Below are 22,581 nucleotides of genomic sequence, written 5' to 3'. Positions count from 1 at the left end.
TTTAATGTTTAACAAAAAAACGTGATAACTCGCCCTGTCTTAAGCTTGCTTTTCCATGTCTTCCAGCTCCAATTAAATCATTTTTTAGTATCTTTCTAAGTTTCTTATCAGATAGATCAGAATTATGCGGCTGTTCGACTTCCTGTTCCTTCCCTGTTTTCAAAAGAAGTTTAATCCCCGCTATATTAAGGCCTTTATCTAATAAATCCTTAATCTCCAGGAGCCGATCAACATCATTAAACGAAAATAATCGCTGATTTCCTGATGTTCGTTCAGGATGAATTAACTGATGCTCTTCATAATATCTTATTTGTCTGGCTGTCAGTTCAGTGAGTTTTCTAACAATGCTTATTCCAAACAAAGGCATCGAACGACGATCTTGATCATTCAATTAATGAGCCCCCAAACCTTTTATAATTATAAGTATATTGTACGTAAGATAACATGTCAAGTAAATGTTAGAATTCCTTACATCAATATCTTAATAGTTGTCTTACAGATTCAATTAAGGCGATTTTTACATGTGCATATGTAAGGCCACCTTGAACAAAGGCAGTATAAGGCTCTCTAACAGGTCCATCAGCTGATAACTCGATACTTGACCCTTGTATAAATGTCCCTGCCGCCATAATAACATCATCCTTGTAGCCCGGCATTTCACTTGGATATGGTGTTACAAAAGAGTTTATTGGAGAATTTTGCTGAATCGCCTGACAGAATGCTATCATTTCTTCTGGATTTGTGAATGTAACAGATTGAATCAGATCCGTCCGCTTTGCCCCGAAATCCGGTGTAGTTGTATAACCAATCAATTCCAAAAAGCGTGATGTAAATACGGCACCTTTTAGTGCTTCACCCACTATGTGAGGTGCTAAAAAGAATCCCTGATACATCTCTTGAAGCGAATTTAATGTTGCACCGGTTTCCTTTCCCAAACCAGGGGCAGTTAATCTGTTGGCACATTGAAGAACAAGATCTGCTTGTCCAACAATATAACCCCCTGCCCGAACAATGCCCCCGCCCGGGTTTTTAATTAGGGAGCCTGCAATAATATCTGCACCAACATGCAAGGGCTCATTCACTTCAACAAATTCACCATAACAGTTGTCTACAAATACAATCACATCTTCGTTTATCTCTTTGATAAATTTAACCATTTGTTCAATTTCATCTATTAAAAATGATGGTCGAGCTTCATACCCTTTTGACCGTTGAATGCCAATGACCTTTGTTTTATTGGAAATGGCTTTTTTAACAGCATCGAAATTAACGGTACCATCCTCCTTTAAACTAACTTCATTGTATGTAATATTAAAATCCTTCAAAGAACCTGCATTATTCCCTCTTTTTCCTATGACTTCTTCTAATGTGTCATAGGGCTTTCCAGTAATATAAAGTAATTCGTCTCCTGGTCGTAGTAGACCAAATAAGGTTGTGGCTATGGCGTGTGTTCCAGAAACTAACTGCGGTCTTACTAATGCATCTTCTCCGCCAAACACATCCGCATAAACCGCCTCTAAACCCTCACGCCCCAGATCATCATAGCCATATCCTGTTGTTGAATTAAAATGGCTATCACTGATGAGATTCTTTTTAAACGAATCGAGTACGCGTTGTTGATTTATTTCTACAATCGAATTAATTTCTTTATGCTGCAAGTTGCAATCATCTTCTGCTTGGTTTATCAATTGTTCAATCACTGCTGCATTTCTCCCTTAAAGTCTATTCAATGGATGTTCTTCTCTCATAAATCCTTTTACAATAAATTGATTAGCTTCCTCATCGAAATATTTCTCTGTTACAATTGACTCCTGATCCAGACGATGAAGTATTTTGCCCTCGTCTGGGTCTAAATTTAGTGTATATCTATCCCATTGTTCCTTTAAAATAGCTTCTATCTTCTCATAAAGCAAATTCAAATCGGTTGGTTCATATGCACTTATAAAAATATATGGATGGTTCAAAGGTATAAAACCATCCTTGACTAAATCTTTTTTATTATAGACTGTAAGCATGGGTATACTTCCGGCATCCAATTCCTCTAGTTGTTTATTGACAATGTCCTGTTGTTTTTCCTGATCCGGATGCGCGGCATCTACAACATGAATTAAGAAATCTGCTTCTGCTACTTCCTCTAAGGTTGATCGAAAGGATGCGATCAGCGATGTAGGCAAATCCTGAAGAAATCCAACTGTATCTGTAATTAAGGTGTGGAAGCCAGAAGGTAGCTGTATCTCCCGTGTTAATGGATCAAGCGTCGCAAATAACTGATTTTCCTCCAATGAACGACTGTTGGTCATCCTGTTAAACAGCGTGGACTTTCCCGCGTTTGTATAACCTACAATAGCAATTTGAAAGACATCATTTGTCTTTCTTCTTTGGCGGTATTGGTGCCGTTGTCTGACAACTAATTTCAACCGGCGTTTTAGATCGTATATTCTACGCCTGATATGACGTTGATCTGTTTCCAGTTTTGTTTCCCCCGGCCCTCTAGTACCAATCCCTGCACCGAGGCGGGACATAGCGCGACCTTGACCGTGAAGCCTTGGGAGCATATATTCTAATTGAGCAAGTTCTACTTGAAGTTTCCCTTCTTTTGTCCGGGCTCGTTGTGCAAAAATATCTAAAATTAGTTGACTTCGATCAATTAATCGAACTTCAAAGCGATCACTTAAATTTCGTAATTGGCCAGGCGTTAATTCGTCATTGGATATAACTAAATCAATATCCAGTTCATCTATCTCCTGTTTAATTTCATCTATTTTACCTTCACCTAAATATGTTTTAGAGTGAATACGGCTACGATTTTGCGTAATAACTTTTTTAACCTCACCACCCGCTGTATTACTCAATGATATCAATTCTTCCAGTGAATAGTGGAATCGTAAATCATTTTGTTCCTTATTTTTAACAGCTATAATCAGTACTTTCTCTCCAGACATGTATGCCAACCTCTTTCTGTAATGCACTAGTAAAAACAGTATACCTTTAATTACATATTTTTATCATATCAAATAATGAAAAATTAGTACAAAATCCATTGGCTCTTTAAGGATTTTTAAAAGTCATCTGAATATAAGTCCTTATCCGTTAACAGTATTAAATCTTCAGTAGAGATTTGTTCTTTCGTCAATAATCTAACTGCATGTTTTCTGATGGCGTTTTCGATTACGTTACGTACATAACGCGCATTTGAAAAATTCCGTTTCATTTCTGCTGTCTTTTTATATAACTGGGTTTTTAATTCCCATTCCGCTTTCTTTGTAAACTTGTATTCTCTCTCTGAAGCCATTTGCTTTGCGATATCCATTAATTGGTCGACCTCATAATTCTGAAAATCCAATATAAATGGAAACCTGGATCTGAGCCCGGGATTTAAGGTTAAAAACCGTTCCATTTCATTTGGGTACCCTGCTAATATTAAAACAAAATCATTATGGTTATCTTCCATATGTTTCACCAATGTATCAATGGCTTCTTTACCAAAATCTTTTTCCCCACCACGGGCTAGTGAATACGCTTCATCGATAAATAATATCCCGCCCATTGATTTTTGAATAATAGCACGTGTTTTCTGTGCCGTTTGACCGATATACTCACCTACCAAATCAGCTCTTTCTGCTTCGATAAAATGTCCTTTTGACAATAGATTCATCTCAAAGTATATTTTTGCAAGCTTTCTTGCAACTGTTGTTTTACCTGTACCGGGATTTCCTTTAAAAAGCATGTGAAGCACTTGTTTTGTTCCTGTAAGTCCTACTTGTTTACGTTTCTCATTAATAATGATAGTGGCATAAATTTCCTTGACCGTTCGTTTTAATTCATTCATCGCGACAAATGATGAGAATTCTTGGTCGATATGCGTAAACGGGCTATTATCAATATAGTGAACATGATCGTTATTTTCGATTTTTACTTCTTTTTTATCATGTAATACGATATTAATTTGCCCGTTTCTATTCCTTATCATTTGTGTCTCCATGCCATCACTCCTTATTCAAAACAGTATACGCTGCAAATAAAAAGTTGTGACAAACGCCTAGTTAAGAAACACATTGGCCGCGTTTTCTAGGGTGCCAGAAATAAGAGGTCAGATTAGTAGAAATTGACAAAAACAGAAGACTTCATTATGAAAAAACGGGCGCTTGATGAGCGACCGCTTTTGACTTACTTATTCTTTTTCAAGGGAAACATTTTTGACAGGTGAAAATGTGGAAATCGCATGTTTATAAATTAGTTGTTGCTTCCCATCCGTCTCCAATACGACAGTAAAATTGTCAAATGCTTTAACAATTCCTCGTAATTGGAATCCGTTTGTGAGAAATAAGGTAACTGGGATATGGTTTTTCCTCAGTTGATTTAAATATTGATCTTGAACATTCGCCGTTTGAGCCATGGCACTTCCTCCTCTTTTCTATCTATATTATATATAATTCTATCTATTTTTTAAAATTCCTGCTAAATCGTTTAAAATCATTTGATATCTTTCATCAATTGTATCTGGCGTTATTCTATACCATCTAATATCCATTTTATTTTTAAACCAAGTATATTGACGTTTGGCATATCTTCTAGAATTACGTTTTAATAATTCAATGGAACGTTCAAGACTTTGCTCTTCTTTTATGTATGGTACAAACTCTTTATAACCAATTGCCTTCATAGATGGGCAGTCTATAAAGCCTTGGTTATATAAACGATTTACTTCGTCTACTAGCCCATTCGCTATCATTGCATCAATACGATGATTAATTCGATCATATAGCATCTTTCTATCCATCTCTAGTCCTATTAAAATTAGGTTGTATGGTGACTCAAGCTTTTGCTCCTGCTGATACTCCGTCTTTGTTAATCCAGTCATTTCATAGATTTCCAATGCCCGAATAACTCGTCGATGGTTATTCGGATGAATTTTAGCAGCCTCTTTTGGGTCAATTTCTTTTAAACGATTGTATAGTGGCATGACCCCATCATTTTCCATCTCGTTTTCTAACCGTTTGGTTATAACATCATTTCTTCTCTGCTTGGAGAAATTATAATTGTATAATGCGGCCTGAATATATAAGCCACTACCTCCAACAATAACTGGAACTTTGTTATGGGAGGAAACTTCGTCTATATACGATTGAACATAATATTGAAAATCCGCTGCAGAAAAATCTTCATCCGGATCCTTTATATCTATCATATAGTGAGGAGTTCCCTGCATTTCATCCTCGGATATCTTTGCGGTACCAATATCCAAACCTCTATACACCTGCATGGAATCACCACTGATAATTTCACCATTAAATCGTTTTGCAATTTCAATACTTAATTTGGTTTTACCTACTGCAGTTGGTCCAACGATCGCAATTACAGTTTTTTTCATCAGTATTCCCCTTGATCATTCTTTTATTCATATGCGCGATATGCTTTAAGCATCCAAATATATTTTTCAAGTTTTGCCTGCAGTGAAATTAGCATATCAACAGTTGGTTCATCTTTCCCTTCTTCTGCAAGGCTCATTCCATCTTTGATTTCTGAAATGATTTGTTCATAGTCCTGAGTCAATTGGGCAATCATTTCATCTTCTTTATCATCTGCGTTCGCTTCTTTTAATGTCGTCTCTTTCAAAAATTTACTCATTGTTGCCAGTGGTTTTCCATCAATCATTAAAATTCGTTCTGCAATTTCATCAAGATCAGCTGCAAACGTTTGATACATTTCTTCAAACGTTTCATGTAATTGAAAGAAATGTCTTCCTTGAACAAACCAGTGATATCGATGTAATTTCACATACATGACAAAGTAATTTGATACTTGTTGATTCAGAAAGTTAATGACCTTTTGATTATCCATAAGACACCTCTTTTTGCATTTTTAATAGCTTTAACGAGGTACAGATAATTTATACGCCATTACATCACACGTTTGAACATTTTTTCAAGATCATAAGAAGAAAAATGGATAATTATGGGCCTGCCATGCGGACATGTAAATGGATCAACTGATTTTCTTAAATCTTCCAATAATCGAAACATATCATCCTGATTCAAATAATGATTCGCTTTAATGGAGCGTTTGCAGGACATTAAAATCGCTGCATCTTCCCTTATATTTTCTACGTTAACTTTTTCATCCTGCATAATCTGTTCAATCATTTCCCGGATGACCTCTTCTTCAAAACCTTTTGGAAACCAGCTCGGATGTGAACGGATTACATAGGTTTGGTGGCCAAAAGATTCCAAGAATAACCCTGCTTTTTCAAATTCATTTTTATATTGCTCAATAAAAATAGATTCCTGCTTGGAAAATTCAAATGTTAGTGGAAGTAGCAATTCCTGTAACTCATTATTTGTTTCACCCAATTTTTTCTTGAAAAATTCATATTTAATTCTTTCCTGGGCAGCATGCTGATCAATCATATATAGACCATTTTCATTTTGAGCTATAATATAGGTTCCCTGGGCTTGGCCAATTGGATACATTGCAGGAATACGTTGTTTATTTACCTTCTCCTCTTGATTGTTTGTTACTTCTTGTGGGGGTGGTGTGTCGTCAACCACCTTACTGGCAGAGCTAGATTCCCTGGTTGGCATTTCAAAATCACGTTGCTCTTTACTAGCTAATTCAGGTTGTGGTTCATGAATTTGTGTCCCTAAACTCCATTGTACCGGTTTAGTTGTCTCCTCAAATTGCATTGTATGCTGCTCAGACTTTTCCCGCTTTACTGGCTTTTGTTGTATATCCGGAATTAAAGTATTCTCACGAAATTTTCTTTTAATCATCTCTTCAACTGCTGCAAATAATTCTTTTTCTTTACTAAAACGCACCTCGAGTTTTGTCGGGTGTACATTAACATCTACTAATACAGGATCCATCCGAATAGCAAGTACGACAATCGGCGAACGCCCGATTGGCAATAAGGTGTGATACCCCTGCATAATTGCTTTGGTTAATGGGATGCTTTTTATATACCGACCATTAATAATGGTAGAAATATAGGATCGTGATGCTCTTGTCACTTCCGGTTTACCGATATAACCGTCGATGGAAAAATCAAGTGTTTCCTGATTAACTGGCAACATTTTTCTCGCTGTATTCATTCCGTAAACCTGTGAAATAACCTGCAGGACATCACCGGTACCTGCCGTTTTAAATAAACCCTTGCCGTTATGTGTTGCTTCAAATCTGATATCAGGATGAGCTAATGCTAATCGATTAAGAAGATCTGTAATGTGTCCAAGCTCTGTATGAATACTTTTCATATATTTTAAACGTGCAGGTGTATTATAAAATAGATCTTCAACCATAATCTCAGAACCTTTACGAGCGTCACTCTTTGCTTTTTCTATAATACTTCCACCTTCCAGGTATAACAACGTACCAGCGCCGTCCCCTTGGGAGGTTCTGATAGTCAATCGGCTAACAGAGGCAATACTTGCAAGTGCTTCTCCGCGAAAACCCAGTGTTTTTACATGAAATAAGTCGTTCTCATCTTTTATTTTACTCGTAGCATGTGGTAAAAACGCTCTTTCACCATCTTGTTCAGACATGCCGTTTCCGTCATCCGTTATTTTAATTTGCTCTAGCCCCGCTTCAGAAATTTCAACTTTAATCCATGTACTGTTTGCATCAATACTGTTTTCAACTAATTCTTTCACAACGGATGCAGGTCTCTCAACTACTTCACCAGCTGCTATTTTATTAGCTAACTTATCAGGCATTTGTACAATTTCCATGCAAACAATCCTTTCTTATAAGACTTTTTGAACTTCCACTAAAACTACTTTTTAACCTCTTTTTGTAGCTTATACAATGTATTCATTGCTTCTAATGGTGTCATTTCAAATAAATTCAACTGGTTTAAATTATTTATGACTTTTTCATTGGGAGAAGATAGTTTTTCCTTCTTAGTAGGCTTCTTTTCCTCAACAAAAAAGGAAAGTTGACCAGACTCTATTTTTTCAGTCTCAGGTTTAGGCTTATCATTGCTTTCGAATTGCTGCAAAATGGAACTAGCTCTCTCAATTAACACTTGCGGTAGATCTGCCAGTTTCGCTACATGAATACCATAACTTTCATCTGCAGCACCTTCTTTAATTTGATGTAAGAACACCACATTCCCTTCATGTTCCTCTGCACGGACATGAATATTCTTCAAATTCGATAAGGTTTCTTCCAGTGCCGTTAACTCATGATAATGCGTAGAAAAAAGCGTTTTGGCATGGATGTTATTGTGAATATATTCTACAATTGCTTGAGCCAGCGCCATCCCATCATACGTGCTTGTCCCACGTCCGATTTCATCAAGTAAAATTAAGCTCCTGTCTGTCGCATTAGCAATCGCATGATTTGCCTCAAGCATTTCTACCATAAATGTGCTTTGCCCTGAAACCAGGTCATCCGCAGCCCCAATTCTTGTAAAAATTTGATCAAATATAATGAGTTCTGCCTCGTCGCTTGGTACAAAGCAGCCGACTTGTCCCATAATCACTGTTAATGCTAGCTGACGCATGTATGTGCTTTTTCCTGACATATTCGGGCCGGTTATTAACAATATATTTTTGTCGTTATTCAAGGAAATATCGTTTGGAACAAATGACTCTTCTTTCATAACCTGTTCAATCACTGGATGACGGCCATTCTTAATGGATAATTCATTATTTACAAATGTAGGGCGCTTATAATTATTCGCCTCACTTACGGTTGCAAATGCCTGTAATACGTCGATTGCACTGACTGCATCCGCCAGATGTTGGAGGCTGGGAATATGTTCCTTCATTTGTTCACGGATTTCGATAAATAGGTTGTATTCCAGGTCTACACTCTTTTCCTCCGCTTCTAATATAAGCTGTTCTTTTTCCTTTAACTCGGAGGTAATATAACGTTCCGCATTTGTTAATGTCTGTTTTCGATCATATCTTCCTTCAGGCAAAAGATGCAAATTTGCCTTTGTTACTTCAATATAGTAACCAAACACACGATTATAACCTATTTTAAGTGACTTAATACCTGTTTCCTGCTTCTCCTTTTGTTCCAGCTGAGCAATCCATTGTTTTCCATTTCTCGAAGCATCTCGATACGTATCGAGCTTCTCGTTATAGCCATCCTTCATAAGCGAACCTTCTTTAATGGATGCGGGAGGTTCATCTACTAAGCTTTCATGCAATAGATCTACTATATGTTCGGGAACATGGAGATCTTCAGCTAGAAGATTGATTTCATCATTGCCAAATTGTGTCAATATTGATTTTAATTCAGGAATTCGTTGAAGCGATTGTTTTAATTGGATAAGATCACGTGCATTCACATTCCCAAAAGCAATTCGACCTGCAAGACGCTCCAGATCATAGACTGATTTTAATGTTTCCCGTAACTCATCCCGCTCCATGAAACCTTGATAAAATCCTTCCACAATTTCAAGTCGTTGTTCGATCTGATCTTGGTTCAATAAAGGGCGTTCCAGCCACTTTTTAAGCATTCGAGCCCCCATAGCTGTAACTGTTTTATCAAGCACCCATAATAAACTGCCATGCTTACCCTTCTTACGTATCGTTTCTGTTAATTCAAGATTGCGCTTGGAATACATATCAAGCGACAAGTAATCGTTTAATTCAATTACTTCTGCTTGCTGCAGGTGATCAAGCGACCTTTTTTGAGTGTGTTGTATATAGTTCAACAAGCGGCTAAATGCTTGCATTAAGCGTTCATCATTTAAATTTTCACTTATAGTGCGAAACTCCGCACTGAATGTAACCTCATCCTGATAGGATAACGTTACTTGTATTCGATCACGTAATTGCTCCTGTAAATTTTGAGGTAAGTTGGAAGAAATAACTATTTCTCTGATCGGTTGATTGTATAATTCATGTATAACCCCGTCCCAGCCATTTGTAATAAGGGCAATGCGATTCTCCCCTGTAGATAAATCATTGTAGACAATGACGTAGGAGCCATCGTTAAAATGAGAAAGACTAGCGATGTAATTATTTTCACCATCACTTAGCATATTACTTTCCATAACCGTTCCGGGCGTAATCAGCTGCACGACTTCTCTTTTCACGACACCTTTTACTTCCTTTGGATCTTCTACCTGTTCACATATAGCTACTTTATAGCCTTTTTCTATTAAAATTTTTATGTAATTTTTTGCTGAATGATAAGGCACCCCACACATTGGAATCGGCTCCTTTTGTCCGGGATCCCGTTGTGTAAGTGTGATTTCCAGTTCCCTTGCAGCTATTATTGCATCATCAAAGAACATTTCATAAAAATCACCTAAGCGAAAAAACAGGAAGGTATCCTTATGTTCTGCTTTAATTTTCAAATATTGCTCCATCATTGGTGTATGTTTTGCCATAATTAACCCTCCATAAAGCCAATATATACTCATATAATTATACCATACACCAAACAGGATAATCGAGAAAGAAAAATTACGAGGAAGTTTCTCCCTCGTAATCTAGTTAATCTTTTTTATTTAGAAAATCAGGTTCCACATCACTTAATTCATCATCGGTTAATTCGAAATCCCAACCGTCATCATCTTCACCGTCTTTATCCCACTTTGGATTAACCTTAACACTTATCTTCGTTTCGCCGAGGACTTGCACGACAAATTCCCTTTCAATTTCAACGGAAATTTTCTGTCCTTTATTGGCAATTTTGCACTCCAGGCAATTTGGTTGTTGAATTACTTTGGCGATAACATCATATTCATCATTGATGCAGTTATCATCCATGACAGAAAGTGGAATAATATCACTATAGGTCACTCTTTCTGTAACTACCTCTGTTTTCGTATTGTCATTATACGAATACCAAATATTTATGTCATAGCTGCCATTGATTTCCACTTTATCTTCTGATTTTTTCTTGGCATTATATAAATGATTGATCACCCAGCACCCCAAAATACTTGATGGCCGATGTGATGGTGCGATGGAATGGCTGGCTTGCGTAAACTTCCGTCCCTTGCCACAAACAGCTTTTGTAATGATTTCTCTATAGTCTTTTTCAAGAAAAGTCATAACTACTTTTACCTCCTCTTTTTTCATTGTCATTTTATGCAAGACAAATACCTAAAGTGCATAGCTAATTTTTAAAAGCATGGAAAGGTAAAATTTTAGAGCTTAGGTTACGTAAAAAAACCAGGTAAGAAAAGATATATCTTCCTACCTGGTTATACTATTCTAATGGGCGCTTGGTGTGCTGTTTTTTGCTTTGGAACCTGTTTCACCTGCAAGAATATCGCCGCCAGTTGACTCAATTACATTATTGGTAACTTCTCTGGCGATCGTGCCGGATACTAATTGTAATACATCATTTACGACAACCTGTGTTTCCTTAAATTCCTGTACCACTGGAATACCATCAATTTCTTCTTGAAGCCGATCAATTTCAGCCTCTACTTTTTTCAATGCTTCTTTTTTTTCATATGCTTGAAAGTTTACCGCTTGTTTTTGCAGTGTCTTTATTTTTTTAATTAATTGCTGCACTTTTTTATTATCATTTATCTTAGCTTCCACTTGTTTAAAGCGATCGATTTCTTCTGTACTTGCAAGCATATCTGCTAATTTTTTAGCCTCTTCCAGTACTTGGGCTCTTGTATATTCGGCCATATTAGTTCACCTCTGCTGTAGTTTCTACCATTATACCATTTAATGACCATGTTTTGGACTCTGTAATTTTAACATCAACAATTTTTCCAATCGATGATTTAGGTCCTTTGAAGTTTACAAGTTTATTCTTTGACGTATATCCTGCAAGAACATCAGGATTCTTTTTACTTTCTCCTTCGACAAGCACTTGAACGACCGCTTCATTATACGTTTTCATGGACGTCGCAGATTGTTTGTTCACAAGTTCATTCAAACGGTACAGACGCTGTTTCTTCACATCTTCAGGCACATCATCTTTTTTTCGTGCAGCCGGTGTACCATCACGCGGTGAATAAATGAATGTAAAGGCTGCCTCAAAGCCAACTTCCTCCACCAATGTCATCGTCTCCTCAAATTGTTCTTCTGTTTCGTTTGGGAACCCAACGATGATGTCTGTTGTGAGCGTTGCATTTGGAATGGCTTTACGAATTTTGCGGACTAATTCTAAATAGTCTTCCCGTGTATATTTACGATTCATACGTTTAAGCACTTCACTACTTCCTGACTGTACCGGCAAGTGGATATGGTCAAGGAGATTGCCGCCTTGAGCTAATACTTCAATTAAACGATCATCAAAGTCCCTTGGATGTGATGTTGTAAAACGAACTCTTGGTATATCGATTTTGTGAATATCATCCATTAAATCACCCAGACCATAAGTCATCTCTTCAAAGTCTTTTCCATATGCATTCACATTCTGTCCAAGTAATGTAACCTCTTGATAGCCTTGTGCAGCCAAATGGCGGATCTCCTGGATAATATCCTCCGGTTTGCGGCTACGCTCTTTCCCTCGTGTCATTGGCACGATACAGTAGGTACAGAATTTGTCACAGCCATACATAATATTAACCCATGCCTTAATTTTGCCTTTGCGGGCTTTTGGAAGGTTTTCAATAATATCTCCCTCTTTGGACCACACCTCAACAATCTTCTCTTTGCCAAACATAGCTTCCTTTACTAAATGCGGCAGACGGTGAATATTATGCGTTCCAAAAATAAGATCAACATGCTGGTGCTTCTCCAAAATTTTATTTACGACAGATTCTTCTTGTGACATACAGCCGCAAACACCTAAAATTAAATCCGGGTTTTCTAGCTTTAGCGGTTTTAAGTGGCCGATTTCGCCGAACACTTTATTTTCCGCATTTTCTCTGATCGCACATGTGTTTAATAAAATAATGTCCGCTTCATTGGTATCGAAAGTTGCCTCATAACCCATTTCCGTTAGAATACCAGCCATCACTTCTGTATCATGTTCATTCATTTGACAGCCATATGTACGTATTAAGAACTTTTTCCCTTTACCTATGTTTTCCATATCTTCAGGAATCCCAAAGTCGTAGTGAACATTTACCTTATCCCGACCGCGTTTACGTGCTTTATTTAAATTCGGTGGTTCATAGGTTGTCTCGAAATACTTCGCAAAATCCGCGCTTGTTTTCTCATTTAGTGGCTTATCCTGGCCGGATTTTATGTCCGCGGAATTTACCTGCTTTATTTGCGACTGTTCTTTTCGCTGTTGTTCATTCATAACGAATTTCCTTTCTTTTTATAGAAATTAACATATACCCGACTCATTCAGTATAAAGGCTATATATAAATTAAACAATACATCCTAAGTAAGCGCAAATAAAAAATCTCCCACATATAAACAGGAAGATTAAAAAATAGTGCTACGCGCTAAGCGTAACACTAGTTATTCCATTTACATTTATCTAGGTTCTACAATTAACTTAATCGCTGTTCTTTCTTCATTATCGATCATAATATCGGTAAATGCCGGTATACAAATTAAATCGACTCCACTTGGTGCTACAAACCCTCTCGCTATAGCTACCGCCTTAACGGACTGGTTTAATGCACCAGCACCAATCGCCTGCATCTCCGCTGAACCATTTTCACGTAATACATTTGCAAGTGCGCCTGCTACTGAATTTGGATTTGATTTAGCTGAAACCTTTAATACGTCCATTACTAGTACCTCCTTCATTTACTAATGTAGTTCTATTGCTACTATATTCCTGGAGATGTTAGCTTATTCCCTATTACGCCTCAATAATTCGAAAGATTCAATTAATCAACCAAAGAATGGGTGATCCTCATTAATTAAAATTCGTTCTACTTTCGTTGCCTTTCCGCTGTTTTTATCAATGGAAACGATAAAGCCATTTAATTGTGTTCTACCCTTTTTATTAATTTCAAAACGTACAGGTAAAGACGTTAAGAAGCCTTTCAACACTGCCTCTCTCTCCATACCCAATATGCCGTCATAGGAGCCCGTCATCCCCACATCTGAAATATATGCAGTTCCTTCCGGTAAAATGCGTTCATCCGCTGTTTGAGTGTGTGTATGTGTACCGACAACTGCACTCACTCTTCCATTTGTATACCAGCCCATCGCCTGTTTTTCACTTGTTGCCTCTCCATGAAAATCAACAAAAATAATATTTGTACGTTTTTTTGCTTCATCGATCAGTTCATCCACTTTGCGAAATGGATCATCGATAGCTGGAAGAAATGTGCGTCCCTGTAAATTAATAACGGCTATTTCTATCCCATTAATGTTTACAAATACCAACCCTTTTCCAGGGGTGCCCTTAGGGAAATTTGCTGGCCTAATCATATATGGTGCATTCTCAATAAACTCGAAGATTTCCTTCTTATCCCATGTGTGATTTCCCATCGTAATCACTTGAGCACCTGACTCCAAAAATTGCTTATAGATTTTTTCTGTAATTCCTTTTCCCGAAGCTGCATTTTCTCCGTTAATAATTGTCATGTGTGGGCGGTACTTCTCTTTTAATTTTGGTAAATAGTCCCGTACCATATCTCGTCCCGGGGAACCCACAACGTCTCCAATAAATAAAATTTTCATTGGTTAGATCATCCTTATCTTTTTATAATACTATTAGTTTTTCATAACGCTTATGTATTGTCAAAAAATTAATTGATTAGAAAACTTGGCCATTCAGCAACCATAAGGTGAATTGATAAAAATAAAAGCGATCAAAAATGATCGCTTTTATTTCGCATATTCAACTGATCGTGTTTCTCTAATAACGGTTACTTTAATGTGACCTGGATAATCAAGTTCTCCTTCAATCCGCTTTCGAATATCTCGAGCGATACTTACAGATTCAATATCATCGATTTCATCAGGTTTAACCATGATCCGGATTTCTCTTCCGGCTTGGATTGCAAAGGATTTCTCTACCCCTGCAAAGGACTCCGAAATTTCTTCAAGTTTTTCCAAACGTTTAACATAATTTTCCAATGTTTCACTTCTTGCACCAGGGCGTGCAGCAGATAATGCGTCTGCGGCAGCTACCAATACAGAAATGACGGAAGTTGCTTCTTCATCACCGTGATGAGAAGCGATAGAATTAATAACTACCTCATGCTCTTTGTACTTTATTCCAAGTTCCTTACCGATTTCAACATGGCTACCTTCAACTTCATGATCTATTGCTTTTCCAATGTCATGAAGTAAGCCGGCTCTTCTTGCTAACGTTACATCTTCACCTAATTCAGCAGCCAGTAAACCAGAGAGGTAGGCAACCTCTGTTGAGTGCTTCAGGACATTTTGGCCATAACTTGTACGATATTTTAGACGACCGAGTATTTTAATTAAGTCTGGATGCAGACCATGTATTCCAACCTCGAATGTTGTTTCTTCTCCAGTTTCCCGTATATATTCATCAACCTCACGTCTGGCTTTATCCACCATTTCTTCAATTCTTGCTGGGTGAATTCTGCCATCTTGTACCAGTTTTTCTAATGCCATACGAGCAGTTTCCCGTCGTATCGGATCAAAACCGGATAAAATTACCGCTTCCGGTGTATCATCAATAATTAAATCAATACCAGTTAAGGTTTCCAGGGTTCGTATATTACGTCCTTCACGTCCGATGATACGTCCTTTCATCTCATCGTTAGGAAGGTTTACTACAGATACTGTTGTTTCAGCGACGTGGTCTGCAGCACAACGTTGTAAGGCTAGCGAAAGAATGTCTTTTGCTTTTTTATCAGCATCTTCTTTTGCACGGTTTTCAGCTTCCTTTACCATTAATGCTGACTCATGTGTCACTTCTTTTTCGATCCGCTCTAAAATAATTTGTTTCGCTTGGTCCGTCGTATATCCTGAAATGCGCTCAAGCTCAGTTTGCTGCTCTTGTTTCATAGCTTCCACTTTGCTTTCCATTTCTTCAATTTGTTGTTGTTTTTCTGTTAGTGACTGTTCTTTTCTTTCTAACAAGAGCTCACGCTCGTCCAGTGTTTCACTTTTTCTGTCCAGATTTTCTTCTTTTTGCATCAGACGATTTTCTTGCTTTTGTACTTCTGAACGTCTTTCACGTAATTCTTCTTCTGTCTGCTGGCGAAGTTTATGATTTTCATCTTTCGCCTCAAGAAGTGCCTCCTTTTTAGAGGTATCTGCGTTTCGATGTGCCTCATCAACTATTTGTTTAGCTAAATTTTCCGCACTGGAAATTTTAGCCTCTGCAATAGATTTACGAATCAGATAACCAACAACAATACCGACGATTAGGATTAGAGCAAGCAAAATGGAGATGATTAAGGGATTTTCCATGATTTCACCTCCTATTGCTATAAAGTTGTACAATTCATTATTTGTCGGCATGTACCATGTTCAATGCATAAATAATAATATATCTTATAATAGAAATTATAAAATTATACATGTTAATTTTAATTGTCTATATGACTATTGTCAAGGAAACGTCACAAGTAATCTTACAAGAGTTATTTAAAAAACCAAAAAATCCTATACCGGATACCAGTAAAGGATTTTTTGATCACTTCGAAACTATTATATATCCATACGTTTTTGTCCTTCTTCTTGTTCATTTGCTTCTTGTTTTTCTTCTTGTTTTTCTGCTGTACCATCCAAATCATAGTGCTTACGGATTGCTTCATGGATCTCTTCCATCATAGCTTTATTGTCTTTAAAAACTTGTTTAGAATTTTCTCGACCTTGACCGAGTCTTTCTCCATTATATGAATACCATGCACCGCTTTTTGTGACAATATCCAGATCTGAGCCGATATCAAGAATTTCACCTTCTTTTGAAATTCCTTGTCCATACATGATATCCACTTCCGCTTGCTTGAATGGTGGTGCTACTTTATTTTTAACGACTTTTATTCTAGCTCTATTTCCCATAATTTCGTTGCCCTGTTTTAATGTTTCCGCACGACGAACTTCCAAACGAACAGAAGCATAGAATTTAAGTGCACGTCCACCTGGCGTTGTCTCCGGATTCCCAAACATGACACCTACTTTTTCACGAATTTGATTGATGAACACAGCTGTCGTATGGGATTTATTAATTGACCCCGAAAGCTTCCTTAGCGCTTGGGACATAAGACGTGCTTGTAAGCCTACATGCGCATCCCCCATGTCCCCTTCAATTTCCGCTTTAGGAACTAATGCCGCAACAGAGTCCACAACCACAATATCAACTGCACCACTTCGTACAAGTGCCTCAGCAATTTCCAGTGCTTGTTCGCCTGTATCAGGTTGTGACAGGAGCAATTCTTCGATATCTACACCAAGTGCCCTTGCATATGTCGGATCAAGCGCATGTTCGGCATCAATAAAAGCTGCCTGTCCACCTTTTCGCTGTGCTTCTGCAATGGCATGTAAAGCTACCGTCGTCTTACCTGATGATTCAGGCCCGTATATTTCTACTACTCTACCTCTGGGATATCCGCCTATTCCCAGTGCTACATCAAGTGCTAGTGATCCACTTGGAATTGTTGCTATTTTTTGTGCAGCCTGCTCCCCAAGTTTCATAATCGAACCTTTGCCGAATTGTTTTTCTATTTGTTTTAGCGCCATATCTAATGCCTGTTTTTTATCACTCAACGTATTTGCCTCCTTTTAGTATCTATTTACATCATACATTGTTTTTAAAGATTTGCCAAGAAAAATCGAATAAATGTTCTCTGATTTTAGCAATGTTTTTCTCTGAAAAATAGAATTATAGAATAGACTGCACACCGTAAAAATGAATTTTAATGAAAAAAAGTCTCTAGTTTTATCATTTTAAGTATTTAAAAAGAATTTCAAGTCCCTTTAGTGTAGCTCTCCGTCTAACCGAATTACGTGTACCCTGAAAGGTGAACTTTTCAACAGATTGTTCTCCGCTATCTTGACAAATAGCAATGTAAACTGTCCCTGCCGGTTTACCTTCCACTTCACTCGGTCCAGCTACCCCAGTAAAGCTTATTCCAATAGCAGCATCCAGTTTCCTGCGTACATTGTCAGCCATTTCCAAGGCACAGTCTGGACTAACCACACCTTTACTTTGTATGACATCATTAGAAACACCAAGCACATCCTGTTTTACTTTTGTGTCATAACAGACTATACCGCCACGACAAACAGAAGAAGCGCCTTCCACTGAAATAAGCTTATCTGTAAACATACCACCTGTTAAGCTCTCAGCAGCAGCAATACGCTTGTTCTGCTCCTTTAAAAGAGAGATTACCTGATTTTCTAATTTTTCCTCATCAACACCATAAAAGTGAGAACCAACTTTTGCTAAAATTTGCTGCTTCGTATCCTCGAGTAAATCATTTACCTTTACCTTGGATCTTTCTTTTGCAGTGAGACGAATGACCACACCTTCATCTTGAGCCAATGGAGCGATGGTTGGATTACTTTGATGTTGAATGATATCACTTAATTCATGCTCTAAAGCTGATTCACCAATGCCGATGAATTTTAGAACTGTTGATTTAATAATCTCTTCATTCCCGGTTAATTTTTGGAGATGAGGAAGTACATCATTTGTAACAAGTTGCTTCATTTCTCTCGGAACACCAGGTAGGAAGATCCAAGTCTTATTATCATGTGTTACAATCATTCCAGGTGCCATCCCGACTTTATTATCAAGTACATATGCGTTTTTAAAAACTCGTGCTTGCTTCCGATTATTCGGTGTCATCACCGAATTTTGCTTCTCAAAAAATGCTTCTATTTTTTTCATGGAAGGTGGATGCTCAACAATGTCCAAATGACTTATACGCTGAAAAGCTTCACGGGTTAAGTCATCTTCGGTTGGTCCAAGTCCTCCTGTAACTATTACAATATCTGATCGATGGTGAGCCTGGGAAAAGGCATCTTCCACCCGCTGCAGGTTGTCACCCACTACTGTATGGTTGTAAATATTAATCCCGTATAATGCGAGTTGCTTAGACAGCCATTGTGCATTTGTATTTGCAATTTGTCCTAATAATAACTCTGTGCCTACCGCGATAATTTCTGCCTTCACATTTTTCATTATTTAGAACTCCTCATAACATGCCAATTTTTTACAAAATAATCATAACCAGAATATACTGTAAAGAATAATGCGATATATAGCATTACCTGCGCGAATGGAAATCCGATATAAGATAATGGAAAGTTATGGAGCAGTAGAGCTGCTACTGCAACAATTTGTGTAACTGTTTTTAATTTCCCCATACTGCTTGCCGCAAGTACGATTCCCTCACCAGCAGCAACTAATCTGAGTCCTGTTACAGCAAACTCTCTGCTTATAATAAGAATAACAACCCAAGCAGGTGCTAATCCCATTTCCACTAATAAAATTAATGCTGCCGCAACGAGTAATTTATCTGCCAATGGATCCAGAAACTTCCCTAAATTAGTTACAAGATTATACTTCCTGGCGTAATAACCATCGATCCAATCCGTTGTCGAGGCAATGATAAAAAGTAAACCTGCTACAAAATGGGAAACAGGCAACTGCCTGTCGCCAATATTCCATTCTCCCCAATCAAAGGGAACACTTAATAAAATAATAAATATAGGGATTAAAAAAATACGTGAAAGGGTTATCTTATTTGGTATATTCATTACTCCGCTTTTCCTCCTAGTATCAAGTCAGGTACAAAACCCTTCCACATCACATAAAGGGAAGGGTCTATACAGATTATTTACGTTTCGCTATTCGTATTGATCCATATTTTTTGGAATACTTCTTCATTCGGATCAATAGGATATTCTAATTCTGTCCCATTAATCGATATCGTTAGATCAGGCGCATTCCCAATGCTTAAATAAATTCTTTCCTCACCAGACATATCAAACTCCAATGGTGATTCATCTTCAGGAAATTCCTGGCTGTAAAAAGATTCACCATCTCCATTTTGAACGTCAAGCCACGTATTGCCACTGGATTCTAGCGTAAGAGTGATTTCTTCGCCGGCATTCGTTAAATCAAACGTAGACTCGGGTGGACTACCGGCCCCTTCTTCAACTAAAGAAAATTCGACTTCTGACTGTTCTTCTTCCTCTTCTTCTGATTCTGATGTGGAGTCCTCTGTATCCTCTGCCTCTTCCGTTGATTCTTTCGCTTCACCTTCATTGTTATTTTGGTTATCATCATCCGGGTTATTAATTATAATTTCCTCATTATCATTTTGCTCTTCCTGAGGATTTGCATCACCACCCCCGGAAGTTGCTTGCGTATAGAAAAACCAAGCTGCTAAAATAATACCAATCACCAATAGTACAACAATTATCGTAGGCATAAGTGAAAATATAGCTGGACTTTTTTCTGCATTGCTTTCTTTTCGGGTACGCTGTATTCGGGTATATGGCGCATCGTTTTCATCTTCCGTTTTAGGGACCTCTTCTTTGTATTCTTCCAGCAATTCATTGGGATCTAACCCTACAGCATTAGCATATTCTTTAATAAAGGCTCTTGCATAGAATTTACCTGGAAGGATATGGAAATTACCCTCTTCAATTGCAACTAAATACCTTTTTTGTATCTTTGTTGTTTCCTGTAAACTGTCCAAGGATATACTTTTTGTTTCTCTAGCCTCTCTTAGCCTTTCTCCTATTTCCATAAATAACACCATCCATTTCAAAAATCAAACATAGAAAACCCATCATTCTTTCTGAATTGCTGCCTCTCGATTGGTTCATATGTAATCTCCTCATCTTCATGACTACGCAACTCGATAATATAATCAAAATCATCAATCGTATATTCTGTTGTCTGTACAAAAACATCTGGATGCTCTACTATTTTTATAGAGGGAAGTTGCATAATTTCCCGAATAAGTTGCCAATGTTTTTCATCTTCCATACGTCTATTTGAAACAACGCCGTCAATAATATAGATATTTTCCGGGTTGTATTCACCTTCAATCAATTGGCTGCGTACTGTTTGTTTCAGAAGCGTACTAGAAACAAATAACCAACGTTTATTTGCAGAAACGCTTGCAGCAACGATCGATTCTGTTTTGCCAACTCGAGGCATTCCGCGAATACCGATTAATTTATGTCCTTCTTTTTTACATAATTCTGCCATGAAGTCCACTAATATTCCTAATTCATCACGCACGAAACGAACTGTTTTCCGATCGCTGGTATCTCTGTGTATATATTTTCCATGCCGTACAGCTAATTTATCCCGAAGTTTTGGCTTGCGTATTTTCATTACTTTAATTGTATCCATTGTATCTAATATTGATCTTAAACGTGTAATATTTTCATTGTATTGGGAAAGAATTAATATCCCTCTTCTGGAATCCTCTATTCCGTTAATGGTTATAATATTAATGGATAACATCCCTAATAAAGAGGATATATCACCAAGTAGTCCAGGACGGTTATATTGAATTTCGTATTCAAGGTACCATTCTGTTTTTTCCATAATTAGCTCCTTTAGTTGCATACTCTATTCATAATAACATATAAAAGCAATTGATATGACTATATAATAAATGATTTTGGTGTAAGTGAAAAGAGGTTCACTAAATAAAAGCTTTTTTTAAATAAGAAAGAAGCTGTATATATAAATTATACAGCTTCTTTACCAATCATGCAGCTTTAATTTGTATTCCCTTGATTTTTAACCATCTTAATCATGGTGTTTGCAATTGCCTTTTGTTCATCTTCAGAAGCGGCATTCCATAGATCTCTTAACACTGCTTCTTCTTCATTTTTTGCTTCCACATTGCTAGCAAGATAATCTCCAACCTCGTCAGCTACATTGGTCATTGTTTGCTGGCTCATTCCTTGTTGCTCAGCCTGCTGAAGTCTGCTGGCCAAAAAACCTTTCCATGAATCAAAATTATCTAGAACTGACATACATATGCCTCCTTCCATTTTTCATGTATAGTATTTGAATTTTTTCTTCGTTTATACATGATGGAAGGGATCAACCTTTTACTTCCAGGCACCATTCACATTAATGATCTCACCTTGGATATAATTCGATTGCTTATCCAATAGGAAACTTACTGTATGGGCAATTTCACTAGGTAAACCAGCACGATTGATAGGGATTTCGGCAATAAGCGCTGCTTTCTCATCTTCACCTAAATAGTTATTCATTTTCGTTTCAATATAACCCGGGCTAATAGCATTTACGGAAACCTCACTAGGTGCAACCTCTTTGGCTAAAGCCTTAACAAAGCTGTTTTGTGCCCCTTTTACCGAGGAATAAACAACTTCATTACTTGCACCAATATCTCCCCATAGGGATGTTATGAAAATAATTTTACCGGATTTTTGTTGAATCATCGCTGGCAATAAGTGATGTGTAATCATCCAAGGTGCCTTTACATGTAATGTGAGCATATCATTCATTATTTGTTCTGTTATATCCTGAAATAATCCGAAATGCGCTGCTCCGCCGGCAAAGATAATATAATCCACCGGGAATACAAGCTTATTTAGAAACTCTTTTATCATTATGTCATTTTTTAAATCTGCTTGTATGACAGTGAGCAGACATTCTTTATCAAGTTTTTCACTAAATTCATCAATCTTTTTTCTATTTTTATTATAATGCAGCAATAATTGATATCCATCGTTTGCCAACCGTTCAGCGATAGCAACACCAATATCTCCACTGGCCCCTATAATTAATACATTCCCCTCCATGACATC

At 37.4% G+C, this 22,581-nt stretch carries 22 protein-coding genes; all 22 read right to left on the bottom strand.

Annotated elements, in window-relative coordinates; genetic code table 11:
• Position 1: 1 nt before the first annotated feature.
• The 22 genes from KFZ58_RS09245 to ymfI all read right to left on the bottom strand — a co-directional run bounded on the left by KFZ58_RS09245 (position 2) and on the right by ymfI (position 22,575).
• Positions 2–391: a MerR family transcriptional regulator gene (locus KFZ58_RS09245; protein ID WP_235794507.1), complete on the bottom strand. Its 390-nt coding sequence runs from the start codon at positions 389–391 to the stop codon at positions 2–4.
• Between the two features lie 82 nt (positions 392–473).
• The gene (locus tag KFZ58_RS09240; RefSeq protein WP_235794506.1) at positions 474–1,700 is read right to left on the bottom strand and encodes a methionine gamma-lyase family protein; all 1,227 of its coding nucleotides are present in this window, start codon (positions 1,698–1,700) and stop codon (positions 474–476) included.
• Between the two features lie 15 nt (positions 1,701–1,715).
• On the bottom strand, positions 1,716–2,942 hold the full coding sequence (gene hflX, locus KFZ58_RS09235) for a GTPase HflX (RefSeq protein WP_235794505.1): 1,227 nt from the start codon (positions 2,940–2,942) through the stop codon (positions 1,716–1,718).
• A gap of 116 nt (positions 2,943–3,058) precedes the next feature.
• The gene (gene spoVK, locus KFZ58_RS09230; RefSeq protein WP_235794504.1) at positions 3,059–3,982 is read right to left on the bottom strand and encodes a stage V sporulation protein K; all 924 of its coding nucleotides are present in this window, start codon (positions 3,980–3,982) and stop codon (positions 3,059–3,061) included.
• A gap of 189 nt (positions 3,983–4,171) precedes the next feature.
• Positions 4,172–4,396 (bottom strand): RNA chaperone Hfq, encoded by a 225-nt coding sequence (hfq, locus tag KFZ58_RS09225; protein ID WP_222642001.1) that lies wholly within the window; start codon positions 4,394–4,396, stop codon positions 4,172–4,174.
• Positions 4,397–4,435: 39 nt separating this feature from the next.
• Complete coding sequence (miaA, locus tag KFZ58_RS09220; RefSeq protein ID WP_304956827.1) at positions 4,436–5,371, bottom strand: tRNA (adenosine(37)-N6)-dimethylallyltransferase MiaA; 936 nt, start codon at positions 5,369–5,371, stop codon at positions 4,436–4,438.
• A gap of 23 nt (positions 5,372–5,394) precedes the next feature.
• Positions 5,395–5,841 carry a Dps family protein gene (locus KFZ58_RS09215; RefSeq protein ID WP_235794503.1) on the bottom strand — a complete coding sequence of 149 codons (447 nt, stop codon included), beginning with the start codon at positions 5,839–5,841 and terminating at the stop codon, positions 5,395–5,397.
• Positions 5,842–5,900: 59 nt separating this feature from the next.
• Positions 5,901–7,724 (bottom strand): DNA mismatch repair endonuclease MutL, encoded by a 1,824-nt coding sequence (gene mutL / locus KFZ58_RS09210; protein WP_235794502.1) that lies wholly within the window; start codon positions 7,722–7,724, stop codon positions 5,901–5,903.
• Between the two features lie 44 nt (positions 7,725–7,768).
• Positions 7,769–10,345, bottom strand: coding sequence for a DNA mismatch repair protein MutS (gene mutS, locus KFZ58_RS09205; RefSeq protein WP_235794501.1), 2,577 nt, complete (start codon positions 10,343–10,345; stop codon positions 7,769–7,771).
• Positions 10,346–10,451: 106 nt separating this feature from the next.
• Entirely contained in the window at positions 10,452–11,015 is a 564-nt protein-coding gene (gene cotE / locus KFZ58_RS09200; RefSeq protein WP_235794500.1) for an outer spore coat protein CotE, read from the bottom strand.
• Between the two features lie 162 nt (positions 11,016–11,177).
• On the bottom strand, positions 11,178–11,606 hold the full coding sequence (locus tag KFZ58_RS09195; RefSeq protein ID WP_235794499.1) for a YlbF/YmcA family competence regulator: 429 nt from the start codon (positions 11,604–11,606) through the stop codon (positions 11,178–11,180).
• Position 11,607: 1 nt separating this feature from the next.
• Entirely contained in the window at positions 11,608–13,176 is a 1,569-nt protein-coding gene (miaB, locus tag KFZ58_RS09190; RefSeq protein ID WP_235794498.1) for a tRNA (N6-isopentenyl adenosine(37)-C2)-methylthiotransferase MiaB, read from the bottom strand.
• 180 nt (positions 13,177–13,356) lie between these two features.
• Positions 13,357–13,617, bottom strand: a complete 261-nt coding sequence (locus KFZ58_RS09185; RefSeq protein ID WP_222642009.1) for a stage V sporulation protein S — start codon at positions 13,615–13,617, stop codon at positions 13,357–13,359.
• Positions 13,618–13,722: 105 nt separating this feature from the next.
• The gene (ymdB, locus tag KFZ58_RS09180; RefSeq protein WP_235794497.1) at positions 13,723–14,520 is read right to left on the bottom strand and encodes a 2',3'-cyclic-nucleotide 2'-phosphodiesterase; all 798 of its coding nucleotides are present in this window, start codon (positions 14,518–14,520) and stop codon (positions 13,723–13,725) included.
• Positions 14,521–14,667: 147 nt separating this feature from the next.
• Positions 14,668–16,233 carry a ribonuclease Y gene (rny, locus tag KFZ58_RS09175; RefSeq protein WP_235794496.1) on the bottom strand — a complete coding sequence of 522 codons (1,566 nt, stop codon included), beginning with the start codon at positions 16,231–16,233 and terminating at the stop codon, positions 14,668–14,670.
• 240 nt (positions 16,234–16,473) lie between these two features.
• Positions 16,474–17,532, bottom strand: a complete 1,059-nt coding sequence (gene recA, locus KFZ58_RS09170; RefSeq protein ID WP_255695102.1) for a recombinase RecA — start codon at positions 17,530–17,532, stop codon at positions 16,474–16,476.
• A 175-nt stretch (positions 17,533–17,707) separates the two neighbouring features.
• Positions 17,708–18,952: a competence/damage-inducible protein A gene (locus KFZ58_RS09165; protein ID WP_235794495.1), complete on the bottom strand. Its 1,245-nt coding sequence runs from the start codon at positions 18,950–18,952 to the stop codon at positions 17,708–17,710.
• Entirely contained in the window at positions 18,952–19,530 is a 579-nt protein-coding gene (gene pgsA, locus KFZ58_RS09160; RefSeq protein WP_235794494.1) for a CDP-diacylglycerol--glycerol-3-phosphate 3-phosphatidyltransferase, read from the bottom strand. The genes KFZ58_RS09165 and pgsA overlap by 1 nt, the downstream gene beginning before the upstream one ends.
• Positions 19,531–19,610: 80 nt before the next feature.
• Positions 19,611–20,528, bottom strand: coding sequence for a helix-turn-helix domain-containing protein (locus KFZ58_RS09155; protein ID WP_235794493.1), 918 nt, complete (start codon positions 20,526–20,528; stop codon positions 19,611–19,613).
• Positions 20,529–20,545: 17 nt separating this feature from the next.
• Entirely contained in the window at positions 20,546–21,340 is a 795-nt protein-coding gene (locus tag KFZ58_RS09150) for a YmfK family protein (RefSeq protein WP_235794492.1), read from the bottom strand.
• Between the two features lie 176 nt (positions 21,341–21,516).
• Positions 21,517–21,777: a DUF3243 domain-containing protein gene (locus KFZ58_RS09145; RefSeq protein WP_235794491.1), complete on the bottom strand. Its 261-nt coding sequence runs from the start codon at positions 21,775–21,777 to the stop codon at positions 21,517–21,519.
• Between the two features lie 78 nt (positions 21,778–21,855).
• Complete coding sequence (ymfI, locus tag KFZ58_RS09140; RefSeq protein WP_235794490.1) at positions 21,856–22,575, bottom strand: elongation factor P 5-aminopentanone reductase; 720 nt, start codon at positions 22,573–22,575, stop codon at positions 21,856–21,858.
• Positions 22,576–22,581: the final 6 nt, after the last annotated feature.

The organism is Virgibacillus sp. NKC19-16 (assembly GCF_021560035.1).
Classification (GTDB): domain Bacteria; phylum Bacillota; class Bacilli; order Bacillales; family Amphibacillaceae; genus Virgibacillus_L; species Virgibacillus_L salidurans.
Note: the sequence above shows the minus strand (reverse complement) of the source record. Positions and strands in the feature narration are given on the sequence as shown.